The sequence below is a fragment of the Pseudomonas sp. B15(2017) genome, from assembly GCF_002113215.1.
In the GTDB taxonomy this organism is placed as follows: Bacteria; Pseudomonadota; Gammaproteobacteria; order Pseudomonadales; family Pseudomonadaceae; genus Aquipseudomonas.
The window spans coordinates 211646-225510 of sequence record NZ_NEJZ01000011.1 but is presented as its reverse complement, the minus strand read 5'-3'; the positions used below and the strand labels follow the sequence as shown (position 1 = coordinate 225510).

The following is a 13865-nucleotide window of genomic DNA, read 5'->3' as shown; positions in this document are numbered from 1 at the left end:
TGAACTCGAACGGCAACAGCCCATCGAGTACACCGTCAGTCAACGTCAGCAGTTCTTCCCCGGTGACCATCGACACCGGACAGCCGTTGGTGCAGGTCAGCGGCGCACAATCGGCGCTGTCACCGTTGGGATTTTTCGCCTGATCCGGCGTGTCGTCGTGCTGCTCGTCTTTTTTCAGGGAAGCATTACGCCGGGCATCCCAGCGCAATTGCATGCGACCCTTTTTCACCCCGGCGGCGATGCCCCTTGCGGCGACGGACTTGTAGTGGTTCACATAACCGATAAAGGTGCTGACGATGCCGAACATCGCCTTCACCAGTCGCGTCACCGCCGACAACAACTGAGCGCCACGCTCCGCCAGACGCAAGGTCAGATAAGCGATCCCTGCCCCGGCGCCAACGAAAGTCAGCACAACGCCGATCAATACATCGATCAGCAGCTGCACCACCACCATCGAGACTGCCTCGGCGGTTTTCCCGGCAATTTCAGTGCCGGGCAACATTTCCAGCCAGAGGCTCGCAGTACGCAGCAACAAACACAGCGCCGCCTCGTCACTGACCAGTAACTGAAGCTTCTCCATCATTTCAGGCGCTGTTTCTGCCAGCGCAATCAGCTGTGCGGCGCCACTGCCCAACCGCTCGGCAAACTTTCCGGGGTCCTTGAGAATTTCCGACAACAACCCGATGCTGTCCCACACCCCCTCGATCGCCGCCCAGCTCCCGGCGAGCATGCCGTTGCCCGCCGCCGTCACCACCGACTGCGACCACTGCGGCTTGAAGCCTTGCCACTCGCTGCGCAGCCAGCCATCCAGCTGCCGACTCAGGCCATCGTAGGACTCGAAAAGTGCATCAATCTGCTGCTCGCTGGCCTCGCTGTGCACCACCACCCGGTAGAACTTGCCTGCTTCACCGGTAAACACCCCCTTGCCTTGAGCATCGAGGGTGACGGAGTTGACCTCGCCACCGTCCATCGCCACCACATCGACTACGATGCCGCCCAATGGAATGTCGTATACCGACTCGAACTTGCTCTCGATCTCCATCGGCCCGGATTCCGGGCATTGCACGAGCGCAGAAGAGAAACGGTTGTCGTCAATCGCGACCGCCGTGCTGTGCTCGCCGAAACGGATGATCCGCTCCATCCCCATCAGAGACGGCAGATCGGCCGCATGACTGACACCATCTGCCGAGCGACTGAGCCAGTGCTTCAGTTGTTCGCGATAGAGATCGAGGGTGCGGGGAAAGCTGTCGAGTTCTTGCTCGATGCGGGTGACGGCATCCATCAGCGCAATCCCATGCGCATGGCGAAACGTAAAACCGGGTCGAACATATGCGTTCACTCGCGCAAAAATCAGGCGAGGGACTTTGCGGGGGATCAAACAGAAAAGAAGTCAGGCGAGTAGGCGGAGGATGTAGGAGAAGTCTGTAACTGATTTTTATCGCACGGCAGACGCAAAAACGGGGCGGGAGGTTTACCTCACGCCCCGTTCACGGAACAGATGATTTGCTTATTTAAAAGCGTCTCGGCCGGCCAGCTCTTTCAACTTGAGCTCGGCCAACGGATGCCCGGCCTTGGCGGCCATGGTCCACCAGCGAGCGGCTTCCGAAGGATCTGGCGCTTTGCTCGGCGTACCTGCAAGACTGATGACACCGACTTGATATGCCGCTTTGCCATCCCCGGCCAGCGCCGCCAGTCGCAACAAACGTACACCTTCCTGACGTGCGCCCAGGCCAACCCCGCGAAACGTCAGGATGTGCCCGTAAAAACTTTGCGCGCCGACATCGCCCAGATTGGCCATGCGCGCAAACTGACCTTCGAGCCAGCGCCAGCCGCGGGGCTGACGGACAAACCACGCCCAGTGAAACAGCCTGCGGGCGAGCCAGTAACTGGCCCGCGCCTTGAGTCGTAAAAACACTCAGGCCTCCGCCGATTCCGGGTACTCGTACTCAAAGACCCGCACCACTTCCGAAGCATGCCAGGAGGCGGCGGCAACACCGTCGGACGGCCCGGAAAAACGCCCCAGGCGCTCGACACATTCAAAGAAACCGGTGCGTGGCAGGCGACTGGCACCCTGGCTGATCACCAGCGAGCTGCGCAACGGCTGTTCGGCTTTCGCGTCCAGTGCCGCGAGATGCTCCAGTGCAGCGGTCAATGTCTGCATGGCCGGCGTGGGCAGTTGCAGGCGTTCGAGCAAGGCTCGATAAGTCAAAAGATGGCGCTGCCTGCGCGCCTGATCCAGTTCCCCCAGCAATCCGTCCCAATGTTGACGACTGATGCGTACGCTCACGATTGTTCCCTCCACCCTGGCACCGTCAACTCCCAGGCCAGGCTGCGGCGAATCGCGGCGTCGGGCAGACGCTCGCCACTTTCAATCATGGCCAGGTAAGACGGGCTGATGCCTACCGTGCGGGCCAGCGCCTCGATGGCGATGCCCTTCCCTTCGCGCAAACTGCGTAACTGATCCAGACCTGGAAGAATCGGGTCCGGGGTTGCCGCAAGCGGCGCTGGAGCCGGTTGCGACGGTGCTTCGTTAATGCCTGCTGCTTTCAGTAGAGCCTGATACTGAGCCCATGGCAGAACCGCATATTCGGGTTCGCCATCGCGTGCAATTATCTGAATATCCATGACTACCCCGTAGGACAACAACACTTAGCGAGTCGGCACTTTTCCCTAGAAGTGTAATCCTAACAGCGGCCAAGGTCGTGGGGGGTATCTATCTGAATAAGAGGCTGTCGCAATTCAGGACTTTTTCGGGCCCTGAAGCTGAAGTTGCTCGGGGGTATCGGGCAGGCGCTCGACCACTCTGAGCTTTTCCGGCGTCTGGCGCTGACGCCACAGGCGGAAAGCATTCAGTTCATCGTCGAGGGTTTTCATCAGCCAGGCGAGGACGGCGATGTCATCAAGCATGCCGAACATGGGAATGAAATCGGGAATTGCATCGACCGGACTGAGGAAATACATCAGACCGGCAACCACCGAAACGATCGCCTTGGCGCTGATTGCGCGGTACTCGCCGCGCCAATAGGCCAGGCACAGTGCCTGCAACAGACGCAAATCGTCCTTCAGCTTGCCGAGGCGATTGCCTTGGGCGGCGCCTTTGCTGGCCACGGCAAACAACAGGGTCGGCAAGCGGCCTCGCGCCAGCAATCGTCCGGCCAGAGGAAGGAATCGGGCGAAATTCCACGGCGCTCTCATTTATTTCTCCCGTTGAAATGTTATCCACACAAATTGTGGATAACCTTGTGAACAGAGCTGCATTTAAGCGCTGAGAGCCCCGTTTCATAAGGGCTGCGCTCAGATCGGGCGTTTTTTACTCACATAAAAAATCCCAATATTTCATTGACTTGGCGGCTTCAGACGTCTAGCGCGGCAACCTTAAAGTCTAGGACTGCCAGGACCGGCATCGGTTCGGTCTGTTTACGCTGACCATCGTCCAGATGCAACAACGCCCCGCATAAGCGAGGCGTTGTTGTTGAAACCGGCGCAGATTACTTGGCGGCGTCTTCTTTGGCTGGATCCTTGATACCCAGCAGTTCCAGGTCGAAAACCAGAACCGAGTTGGCCGGGATTGCCGGGCTTGGCGATTGTGCGCCGTAAGCCAGATCGCTAGGGATGTACAGCTTGTACTTCTCGCCAACGTGCATCAGTTGCAGGCCTTCGACCCAACCCGGGATCACACCGCTGACCGGCAGATCGATCGGGCTGCCGCGTTCGACGGAGCTGTCGAAAACGGTGCCGTTGGTCAGCTTGCCGGTGTAGTGAACGGTCACGACATCGGTAGGCTTAGGCTGTGGGCCGTCGGCCTTCTTGACCACTTCGTACTGCAGACCGGAAGCGGTGGTGGTCACGCCGGCTTTCTTGCCGTTTTCTTCGAGGAATTTCTTGCCGGCGGCTGCCGACTCTTCGCTCATCTTGGCCATACGCTCTTCGGCACGCTTTTGCAGCGCGGCGAAGGCTTCGACCAGTTCTTCATCTTTCAGCTTCTGTTCTTTCTTGCCGACGGCATCTTCGATGCCCTGGGCTACCGCTTTGGAGTCCAGATCATCCATGCCTTCCTGAGCAAGGCTCTTGCCCATGTTCAGGCCGATACCGTAGGAAGCTTTTTGCGCCGGGGTTTTCAGCTCTACGCTGGTCTGCGAATCACAACCCGCGAGTACCAGGCTAACCAAGGCAACCGCCGCCGCCAACCGATGCTGTTTCATGCTATTTCCTTGTTCATGCGCCTAAAGGGCAATCGAGTAAAGCCGCGAGCTTATCAGGCCGCCACGACCAATGGCTACCGGCATGAGAGCAGGAATCTTCCGATAAGTTCAGGGATTAAAAAGCATTTGGCGAAAGGCACGATGAAGCTTCTGTCATCTTTTACCGACAGCGATTGATGCCGCTTCCCACAACACTTGGCGTAATGGCCACTTGCCGCACACGGCCTCGCTCAGGCATAACAGCGCAACAACTCGACAAGGATGTTCATCTTGCGCCTTTTATACCGTGTGCTGACGCTGATCGTGGTGCTGCTGGGACTGATCCTGGCGGTAGTTCTTTACTATGTCGCCAATCCGAGATTGCCCTTCCCCGCGCCTGCAAAACAAGTGCATTACCTGAACCAATGGACTGAGCAAGAGCGCCAGACCTACTACTTCACCCCGCAGGGGACGCAGGTCAAAGGCCTTCGTTACGAATGGTTTCAGGCGCTGGAGCTACCATTCTCGCAGCAACGCTTTGCCTCCCCGGAATACCTTGCACGCTTTGGTTTTCTGATCGATCCGCAGCAGAAAGCCACGCCCGAAAACCCGGGCAATCTGCCGGTAGGTTTCGCCCGGCATCAAAATCCCGGCAGCGCCGAGCAATATCTCGACATCACTTGCGCGGCCTGCCACACCGGCGAGCTGCATTTCAATGGCCAGGCGATACGCATCGACGGGGGCACGGCCCAACACGTGTTGCCTTCCAGTGTTCCTACATTGCGCGGCGGAAGTTTCGGACAGGCATTGGTTGCCAGTCTCACCTCGACTTACTACAACCCGTGGAAATTCGAGCGCTTCGCCCGCAATGTGCTGGGCAACGACTACGACGCACGCAATGAACAACTGCGCAAAGACTTCAAAAGCTCACTGAACACCTTCATCAAAGTGGCGTGGAACGACACCCACCGCGGCCTCTACCCCACCGAAGAAGGCCCGGGCCGCACCGATGCCTTCGGCCGTATCGCCAACGCGACCTTCGGCGATGCGATCTCCCCGAGCAATTACCGCGTGGCCAACGCTCCCGTGGATTACCCGCAGCTGTGGGACATGTGGACCTTCGACTGGGTGCAGTGGAACGGTTCGGCGCAGCAGCCGATGGCACGCAATATCGGCGAGGCACTGGGTGTCGGCGCCACTCTGAATTTCTTCGACGCCAACGGCCAACCGCTGCAGGGCGATGAGCGCTATGCCTCCAGCGTACGTGTGCGTGATCTGCACAAAATCGAAGAAACCCTGCAAAAACTGCAACCGCCGGCATGGCCTGAAGAGGTACTGGGCGTCGTCGACAAACCCTTGGCAGCCAAGGGGCGAACCCTGTTCGCCGAGAATTGCGCCGGATGCCACGTCCCGCGCCAGACCCGGGAAGGCGAGCGCTGGGTACAACACCTGCACATGCTTGCGGTGGATGTCATCGGCACCGACCCGAATGCCGCCAACAACATTGCCAATCACCGCTTCGACCTGACCGCCCTGCAATGGAACCCGGCAGAGCTTGAACAAATGGACGTGAAGTTGCACCCCACCCCCAAGGAACCGCTGGACCTCAGCCAGCTATCAGTGGCCAAGGGACTGGCTTATGTGACCGCCTTCGTGGAAAACCGTGCGTACCGTGAAGCGGGCGTTACCGCTGCCGAGAAGCCACAACTCGATGGCTTCGGCCTGCCGATCGGCGTTCGCGAAAAAGTCGCCTACAAGGCCCGTCCGCTTGCCGGTGTATGGGCCACGGCCCCGTTCCTGCACAACGGCTCGGTCCCGAGCCTTTATCAGTTGCTGTCGCCTCAGGACGAGCGCGCCACGACCTTCTATAAAGGCACGCTTGAATACGATCCACGCCATCTTGGGTACCGCACCGAGGCTTTCACCAACGGTTTCCTGTTCGACACCCGCATCACCGGCAACCACAACAGTGGCCATGAATTCCGCGCCGGCGAACGCGGCAACGGGGTGATCGGCCGACTGTTGCAGCCAGAAGAACGTTGGGCGCTGCTCGAATACCTGAAAGTGCTGGGCGGCCCGCTGGAGGCACAACTGCCATGATCTTCAATTCCTTTAAAAGACCTTCGATGCTGGCGCGTTTCTGGCTCTGGCTGGGACGGTTACTGGGCAAAACCCTGTTGTTCCTGCTGGTGATCGGCCTGATCGGCTGGGCCCTGACCACCGCGTGGTTTGCCTGGCAGCACCGGGGTCCGGTATCGGCGCTGGAGCAGATTCCGGACGGTGAAGCCGCCATGACCCAGGACGTGATCCAGACTGCCGTGCGCATCGTCGATCAGCACCGCGAAAGCACCCGCTACCTGCGCGATGCCCATGCCAAGGCCCATGGCTGCGTGAAAGCCGATGTGCAGGTGTTGCCGGATCTGGCTCAGGAATTGCGCCAGGGCGTATTCAGCGAACCAGGCAAGCTGTGGAAAGCAACGATGCGCCTGTCCAACGGCAACGCCTATCCGCAATTCGACAGCATCCGCGATGCCCGGGGCATGGCGATCAAATTGCTCGATGTGCCGGGCAAATCCTTGCTGGCTGATCGTCAGGAGTTGCACGAACAGGATTTCGTGATGTTCAGTCACCCGAACTTCTTTGTCAGCAATGTCGCCGAGTATCGTCAGAATGTGGCGGCGCAGGCTGACGGCAAGAGGGTCATGGCGTTTTTTCCGGGGTGGGATCCGCGTAGTTGGCAAATCCGGCATCTGTTCATTGCACTGGCAACCTTATCGCCACCGCCGGAAAGCCCGACCCGCACGACATATTTCTCGGTATCGCCCTACAAGTTCGGCGAGGCCAATGCCAAGTTCCGGGTGATGCCGGATCCGGAGCGCTGCCCCGCTTATACCTTGCCGAAACAGAACCAGGATCTGCCGAACTTCCTGCGCAGCGCATTGAACCAGCAACTGTCCACCGACCGGATGCCGGCGTGCTTTGTGTTGCAGATCCAGCGGCAGGACGCGAACAAGTTCATGCCGATCGAAGACACCAGCATCGAATGGCGCGAGCAGGACAGTCCATTCCAGACTGTGGCCAGGATCACTCTGCCCCCGCAGGACTTCGACACCCCGGCGCTGAACCTGCAATGCGACAACCTGTCGTTCAATCCCTGGTTCGGCATCGAAGCCCATCGCCCGATTGGCGGAATCAACCGGCTGCGCAAAGCGGTGTATGAAGCGGTCAGCGATTACCGCCACAGCCGTAACTCGGCGCAATAGCAGCGCCAGAAACGAAAAAAGCGACCGTCAACGGTCGCTTTCTCATGGCCAGACTCAGCGAAAGCCAAATCCCAGGCAGCAAAAAGCCCGCAAAAGGCGGGCTTTCTGAGGTGATCTGGCGTTCAGTGTTCCAGATTACCGAATATGGCGCAGCGGACGGGACTCGAACCCGCGACCCCCGGCGTGACAGGCCGGTATTCTAACCGACTGAACTACCGCTGCGCGAAACGCTTGAAACGAATGGTGGGTGATGACGGGATCGAACCGCCGACATTCTGCTTGTAAGGCAGACGCTCTCCCAGCTGAGCTAATCACCCTTCGCTTCGTTACGGGGCGCATTATGCCACAGATTTTCGTAACGTGTTGATTTAATTGAATTTTTTTTCAAATAAATCCGAAAACCGGTGAAACGATACATCCCGCAGGTACAACTCGAGGCAGAAAAAAACCCGCCTCGGCGGGTTTTTCCGTGGTGACCTGGCGTTCAGTGTTCCAGGTTACCGAATATGGCGCAGCGGACGGGACTCGAACCCGCGACCCCCGGCGTGACAGGCCGGTATTCTAACCGACTGAACTACCGCTGCGCTAAACACTTGAAACGAATGGTGGGTGATGACGGGATCGAACCGCCGACATTCTGCTTGTAAGGCAGACGCTCTCCCAGCTGAGCTAATCACCCTTCGCTTCGGTGTGGCGCGCATTCTACGGAGCGTCCCAACCTCTGGCAAGCACTTTTTTAATTAATTTTCTTAGCCCTTCCAAAGGCTTAGAGAAGGGTTGGCCTATGACCCGGCGAAGACAATAATGCCCCCCTTTGTATAAAGGAGAGACTCACCCCATGTGGTTCAAGAACCTGCTTATCTATCGCCTGACCCAAGACCTGCCTGTCGATGCCGAGGCGCTGGAAACTGCACTGGCCACCAAACTGGCGCGTCCATGTGCAAGCCAGGAGTTGACCACCTACGGTTTCGTGGCGCCGTTCGGCAAGGGCGAAGATGCGCCACTGGTGCACGTCAGCGGTGACTTCCTGCTGATCTGCGCCCGTAAAGAAGAACGCATCCTGCCGGGCAGCGTCGTGCGCGATGCGGTCAAGGAAAAGGTCGAAGAGATCGAAGCCGAGCAGATGCGCAAGGTCTATAAGAAGGAACGCGATCAAATCAAGGATGAAATCATCCAGGCCTTCCTGCCGCGCGCCTTTATCCGCCGCTCGTCGACTTTCGCCGCCATCGCGCCGAAACAGGGTCTGATCCTGGTCAACTCGGCCAGCCCGAAACGCGCCGAAGACCTGCTCTCCACGCTGCGTGAAGTGATCGGCACCCTGCCGGTTCGCCCACTGACCGTGAAAACCGCGCCGACCGCCGTGATGACTGAATGGGTCACCACCCAGCAAGCCGCTCCGGACTTCTTCGTACTGGACGAGTGCGAACTGCGCGACACCCACGAAGACGGCGGCATCGTGCGTTGCAAGCGTCAGGATCTGACCAGCGAAGAAATCCAGCTGCACCTGAGCACCGGCAAGGTTGTGACTCAACTGTCGCTGGCCTGGCAGGACAAACTGTCGTTCATGCTCGACGACAAGATGACCGTCAAGCGCCTGAAATTCGAAGATCTGTTGCAGGATCAGGCAGAACAGGACGGCGGCGACGAAGCCCTCGGCCAACTGGACGCCAGCTTCACCCTGATGATGCTGACGTTCGGCGACTTCCTGCCGGCGCTGGTTGAAGCACTGGGCGGTGAAGAGACTCCGCAGGGGATCTGAGTCTCTGCGCAGTCTTTGGGTTATCTTCAAACGCCACCGCTTCGGTGGCGTTTTCACATAATAAGGAACAGACCATGCGCGCACTGGCTGCACTGAGTCGTTTTGTCGGCAACACCTTCGCTTACTGGGTTCTGATTTTCGCGGTGCTCGCGTTCCTGCAACCCGCCTGGTTCCTCGGCCTCAAAGGCGCGATCGTACCGCTGCTCGGGCTGGTGATGTTCGGCATGGGCCTGACCCTCAAACTCGACGACTTCGCCGCCGTCGCCCGCCATCCGTGGCGTGTGGCCCTAGGCGTGGTCGCGCATTTCGTGATCATGCCGGGGATGGCGTGGTTGCTGTGCCAGATCTTTCATCTGCCGCCGGAAATCGCCGTCGGGGTTATTCTGGTCGGCTGCTGCCCGAGCGGCACCTCATCGAACGTCATGACCTGGCTGGCCCGTGGCGACCTGGCGCTGTCGGTGGCCATCGCCGCCGTCACCACCCTCCTCGCCCCGCTGCTGACACCGGCGCTGATCTGGCTGCTGGCCTCGGCCTGGTTGCCGGTTTCGTTCATGGAATTGTTCTGGTCGATCCTGCAAGTTGTGCTGCTGCCGATCGTCCTCGGCGTGGTGGCGCAACGTGTGCTGGGGGACAAGGTGCGCCACGCGGTGGAAGTATTGCCGCTGGTATCGGTGATCAGCATCGTGATCATCGTCGCCGCCGTGGTGGCCGCCAGTCAGGCGAAAATCGCCGAATCCGGCCTGCTGATCATGGCCGTGGTGATGTTGCACAACAGCTTCGGTTATCTGCTGGGTTATTTCACCGGGCGCCTGTTCGGCCTGCCGCTGCCGCAGCGCAAATCCCTGGCGCTGGAAGTCGGCATGCAGAACTCGGGATTGGGTGCGGCACTGGCCAGTGCGCACTTCTCGCCGCTGGCGGCGGTGCCGAGCGCGTTATTCAGTGTGTGGCACAACATTTCCGGGGCGCTGCTGTCGACGTACTTCCGACGGATGAGCGAAAAACAAGACCGTGAAACGCTGGCGCAACAGGCGGCCGACTGATCCCGGATCAAGGCGCGGCGCACAATTTTCGGTAGTATGTGCGCCACGTGGGGACGACCCTGCGGCTCAATCGAGTTTTCAATCTGGGGACGGCCCCGTCAATCGATGGAGGTCTTTCATGTCCTGGATCATTCTGTTTTTCGCCGGCCTGTTCGAAGTCGGCTGGGCCGTCGGCCTGAAATACACCGATGGGTTCACCCGTCCGCTTCCCACCGTTCTCACCGTTGCCGCCATGGCAGTCAGTTTGGGCTTGCTGGGGCTGGCGATGAAGGAACTACCGCTGGGCACGGCTTACGCGATCTGGACTGGCGTCGGTGCCGTGGGCACGGTGATTGCCGGGATCATTTTGTTTGGCGAATCGATGGCATTGATTCGCCTGGCCAGTGTGGCGTTGATCGTCACCGGGCTGATCGGGCTCAAGGTCAGCGCCTGAGCCGTTGCCGCCACCCGTCAGGGATGGCGGCTTTCCAGACGCCTACCTGACAGTCCCGCGCAATTCCCCGACCATCGCCTGAAGCTCCGCTGGTTGCGCCGCGTCAACGGCGACCGGCTTACCCGCCACCAGCGTCACCCGCGACCACAAGCGCCGGAACACCCCTTTGTTCGGATCGCGACTGAAAAAACTCCCCCATAACCCCTGCAACGCCAGCGGAATCACCGGCACCGGTGTCTCTTCGAGAATCCGCGTCAGCCCGCCCTTGAACTCGTTGATCTCACCATCGGCGGTCAACTTGCCCTCCGGGAAGATGCAAACCAGCTCACCTTCCTTCAGATACCGGGCAATCCGGGTGAAGGCCTTTTCGTAGATCTGGATGTCTTCCTGGCGTCCGGCGATGGGAATCGTCCCCGCTGTGCGAAAGATAAAGTTCAGCACCGGCAGGTTGTAGATCTTGTAGTACATGACAAAGCGAATCGGCCGACGTACCGCACCACCAATCAGCAAGGCATCGACGAACGAAACGTGGTTGCACACCAGCAACGCCGCGCCCTCATCGGGAATCGCCTCAAGGTTGCGATGCTCGACGCGGTACATGGAATGGCTGAGCAGCCAGATCATGAAACGCATGCTGAACTCGGGAACGATCTTGAAGATGTAGGCGTTGACGCCGATGTTCAGGAGCGACACCACCAGGAACAGCTGCGGGATCGATAGCTTGACCACGCTCAACAACACGATGGTGACAATCGCCGAAATCACCATGAACAGCGCGTTGAGAATGTTGTTGGCGGCAATCACCCGCGCCCGCTCGTTCTCGGCGGTGCGCGACTGGATCAGCGCGTACAGCGGCACGATGTAGAACCCACCGAAGATCCCGAGGCCCAGCACATCGAGCAACACCGCCCAGGCATGGCCGAAACTCAGCACTTCGATCCAGCTATGGCCGACGGCGCTTTCCGGAATTCCACCGGAATGCCACCACAGCAACAGACCGAAAACAGTCAGGCCGAACGAGCCAAAAGGCACCAGGCCGATCTCGACCTTGCGCCCTGAAAGCTTCTCGCACAGCATCGAACCCAGTGCGATGCCGACCGAGAAGACAGTCAGAATCAGGGTGACTACGGTTTCGTCGCCGTGCATCCATTCCTTGGCGTAAGCCGGAATCTGCGTCAGATAAATCGCCCCGACAAACCAGAACCACGAGTTGCCGACAATCGAGCGCGAAACTGCTGGTGTCTGCCCCAGCCCCAGTTTCAAGGTTGCCCATGATTGACTGAAGATGTTCCAGTTCAGGCGCATCTGCGGCGAGGCCGCCGCGGCGCGGGGAATGCTGCGACTGGCCAGGTAACCCAACACGGCGATGCCGACAATCGCGGCGGACACCACTGGCGCGTAATTGGCCGATGACATCATCACCCCGGCGCCGATGGTCCCGGCCAGGATCGCCAGGAATGTACCCATCTCCACCAGCCCGTTGCCACCGACCAGTTCGTCCTCGCGCAACGCCTGCGGCAGGATCGAATATTTCACCGGCCCGAACAGTGCCGAGTGCGTGCCCATGGCAAACAGCGCCACCAGCATCAATGACAGGTGATCGAACAGGAAGCCGACAGATCCCACGGCCATGATGACGATTTCAGCCAGTTTGATCAGACGGATCAACGCGTCCTTGGCGAATTTTTCCCCGAACTGCCCGGCCAGCGCCGAAAACAGGAAGAACGGCAGAATAAACAGCAGTGCACACAGGTTGACCCAGATCGAGCGGTCACCTTCGATGGTCAGCCGATAGAGAATGGCGAGGATCAACGACTGCTTGAACACGTTGTCGTTGAACGCGCCCAGCGACTGGGTGATGAAGAACGGCAGGAAGCGCCGGGTACGCAGCAGGTTGAACTGTGAGGGGTGACTCATCTTCCGTGTGTCCCTGATGTTGGGTAACGAGTGGCCTGGATACGCTTATTGGAATGTCAATCCGCGATCCAGGCCACACCTTACCTAAACTTTTCAGGTTATTTCTTCAAACCTGCAATGCACGGAGAAACAAACAGCTCGCCGCGCCATGCGCCTTGCAGCGTGCGTTTACCTACAATCAGCCACATCGCCGCCAGCAACGTCACCAGTACACAACCGGCCACGCTGAAGAACGTCAGGTGCAACGTGCTGCCCAGCTTCAGAGTCGCCAGCGAATACACGCCCAACGGGAAGGTAAAGCCCCACCAGCCGAGATTGAACGGGATGCCATCACGCAGGTAACGCACGGTGATCAGCAGCGCCATCAACATCCACCAGAGACCAAACCCCCAGAGCGTGATCCCCGCTATCAGGCCCAGGCCCGAGGCGATTTCGCCGATGCCTGGCAGACCGTTGGCCGCGAAGATCGCTGGCGCATCGCCGCCCAGCAGCAACATGCCCAGCGCCCCGGTGCCGATCGGCCCCAGCGCCAGCCAGCTCGAAGCCGCCATGTTTTCGTGGGGCAATTTGTGCAAGGCCATACGCAGCAACAGGATGGTCAGGATGCTGAACGCCACCGGCAGAGAAAACGCCCAGAGCACGTAGCTGGTCGTCAGCACTACCAGTTGCGAGTGCGCGTCGGCCAAGTGCGGCGCGAGCAGTCCGCCACTGGCTGCCGCCACTTCCGCCGCCACCACCGGCAGCAACCAGACGGCAGTCATCTGATCGATGCTGTGCGCCTGACGGGTGAACATCATGTAAGGGATCAGCACGCCGCAGGCCAGCGACATCGCCACGTCCAGCCACCACAACACTTCGGCCAGTTGAATGACTCCTTCTCCCCAGCGTGGCAGACCGAACAGCAGAAAGCCGTTGATGATCGTCGCCAGGCCCATGGGAATGGTGCCGAAGAACATCGAAACCGTGGAGTGGCCGAAGATCCGCTGCGCTTCGTCAAAGAACAGAATCCAGCGGGCGGCGTAGGCAGCAGTAAACAGCACGAACAACAGAATGTTGAACAGCCACAGCCCTTCGGCCACGGCGTGCAATCCGGGAACGGACACCGGCAATTGCGCCAGCGCCAACGCCAGCACGCCGGTGCCCATGGTGGCGGCGAACCAGTTCGGGGTGAATTGGCGGATCACTTCGCGCGGGTGCTGAAGCTGGCTGAATGGCTTGATGCCGGGTTTGGCGCTGTTGGGGCAAATCATCATGAACTCCTGTCCTCAGGTG

12 protein-coding genes, 4 tRNA genes and 1 pseudogene are annotated in these 13865 nt (G+C 59.4%); 5 read left to right on the top strand and 12 right to left on the bottom strand.

Translation table 11 applies throughout. The features are described 5' to 3' along the window. The 6 genes and pseudogenes from CAF73_RS17985 to CAF73_RS17960 all read right to left on the bottom strand — a co-directional run. Positions 1–1282 (bottom strand): annotated as a pseudogene (locus CAF73_RS17985) (type IV secretion protein Rhs); the annotation flags it as partial. Between the two features lie 225 nt (positions 1283–1507). After that, positions 1508–1915, bottom strand: a complete 408-nt coding sequence (locus CAF73_RS17980; RefSeq protein WP_085703391.1) for an SEL1-like repeat protein — start codon at positions 1913–1915, stop codon at positions 1508–1510. Then, positions 1916–2287, bottom strand: a complete 372-nt coding sequence (locus CAF73_RS17975; RefSeq protein WP_003223109.1) for a hypothetical protein — start codon at positions 2285–2287, stop codon at positions 1916–1918. Beyond that, positions 2284–2625, bottom strand: coding sequence for a helix-turn-helix transcriptional regulator (locus tag CAF73_RS17970; protein ID WP_007950435.1), 342 nt, complete (start codon positions 2623–2625; stop codon positions 2284–2286). The genes CAF73_RS17975 and CAF73_RS17970 overlap by 4 nt, the downstream gene beginning before the upstream one ends. A gap of 114 nt (positions 2626–2739) precedes the next feature. Next, positions 2740–3195: a YkvA family protein gene (locus tag CAF73_RS17965; RefSeq protein ID WP_085703390.1), complete on the bottom strand. Its 456-nt coding sequence runs from the start codon at positions 3193–3195 to the stop codon at positions 2740–2742. Positions 3196–3488: 293 nt separating this feature from the next. Next, positions 3489–4202, bottom strand: coding sequence for an FKBP-type peptidyl-prolyl cis-trans isomerase (locus tag CAF73_RS17960; protein WP_085699285.1), 714 nt, complete (start codon positions 4200–4202; stop codon positions 3489–3491). Between the two features lie 270 nt (positions 4203–4472). Here CAF73_RS17960 and CAF73_RS17955 point away from each other — a divergent pair, with 270 nt between their 5' ends. Together CAF73_RS17955 and CAF73_RS17950 are read left to right on the top strand one after the other, a co-directional pair. After that, the gene (locus tag CAF73_RS17955; protein ID WP_085699287.1) at positions 4473–6281 is read left to right on the top strand and encodes a di-heme-cytochrome C peroxidase; all 1809 of its coding nucleotides are present in this window, start codon (positions 4473–4475) and stop codon (positions 6279–6281) included. A gap of 26 nt (positions 6282–6307) precedes the next feature. Continuing rightward, on the top strand, positions 6308–7444 hold the full coding sequence (locus CAF73_RS17950) for a catalase family protein (RefSeq protein ID WP_139834850.1): 1137 nt from the start codon (positions 6308–6310) through the stop codon (positions 7442–7444). A gap of 145 nt (positions 7445–7589) precedes the next feature. On the opposite strand, the gene CAF73_RS17945 is transcribed toward CAF73_RS17950, so the two are convergent. From CAF73_RS17945 to CAF73_RS17930, 4 genes are all read right to left on the bottom strand, one after another. Beyond that, positions 7590–7666: transfer RNA gene (locus CAF73_RS17945), tRNA-Asp, on the bottom strand. Between the two features lie 19 nt (positions 7667–7685). Then, a tRNA-Val gene (locus CAF73_RS17940) sits at positions 7686–7761 on the bottom strand. Between the two features lie 190 nt (positions 7762–7951). Then, positions 7952–8028 (bottom strand) — tRNA-Asp (locus CAF73_RS17935). 19 nt (positions 8029–8047) lie between these two features. Continuing rightward, positions 8048–8123 (bottom strand) — tRNA-Val (locus CAF73_RS17930). A gap of 159 nt (positions 8124–8282) precedes the next feature. Here CAF73_RS17930 and rdgC point away from each other — a divergent pair. The 3 genes from rdgC to sugE all read left to right on the top strand — a co-directional run bounded on the left by rdgC (position 8283) and on the right by sugE (position 10676). Further along, complete coding sequence (gene rdgC / locus CAF73_RS17925) at positions 8283–9203, top strand: recombination-associated protein RdgC (RefSeq protein WP_085703388.1); 921 nt, start codon at positions 8283–8285, stop codon at positions 9201–9203. A 74-nt stretch (positions 9204–9277) separates the two neighbouring features. Further along, complete coding sequence (locus tag CAF73_RS17920; RefSeq protein ID WP_085703387.1) at positions 9278–10243, top strand: bile acid:sodium symporter family protein; 966 nt, start codon at positions 9278–9280, stop codon at positions 10241–10243. 118 nt (positions 10244–10361) lie between these two features. Beyond that, entirely contained in the window at positions 10362–10676 is a 315-nt protein-coding gene (gene sugE, locus CAF73_RS17915; RefSeq protein WP_039769847.1) for a quaternary ammonium compound efflux SMR transporter SugE, read from the top strand. A 42-nt stretch (positions 10677–10718) separates the two neighbouring features. On the opposite strand, the gene CAF73_RS17910 is transcribed toward sugE, so the two are convergent. Both CAF73_RS17910 and CAF73_RS17905 read right to left on the bottom strand, forming a co-directional pair. Beyond that, positions 10719–12593 carry an MFS transporter gene (locus CAF73_RS17910; protein WP_085699293.1) on the bottom strand — a complete coding sequence of 625 codons (1875 nt, stop codon included), beginning with the start codon at positions 12591–12593 and terminating at the stop codon, positions 10719–10721. A 98-nt stretch (positions 12594–12691) separates the two neighbouring features. After that, the gene (locus tag CAF73_RS17905) at positions 12692–13843 is read right to left on the bottom strand and encodes a TDT family transporter (protein WP_085703386.1); all 1152 of its coding nucleotides are present in this window, start codon (positions 13841–13843) and stop codon (positions 12692–12694) included. Between the last annotated feature and the right edge of the window lie 22 nt (positions 13844–13865).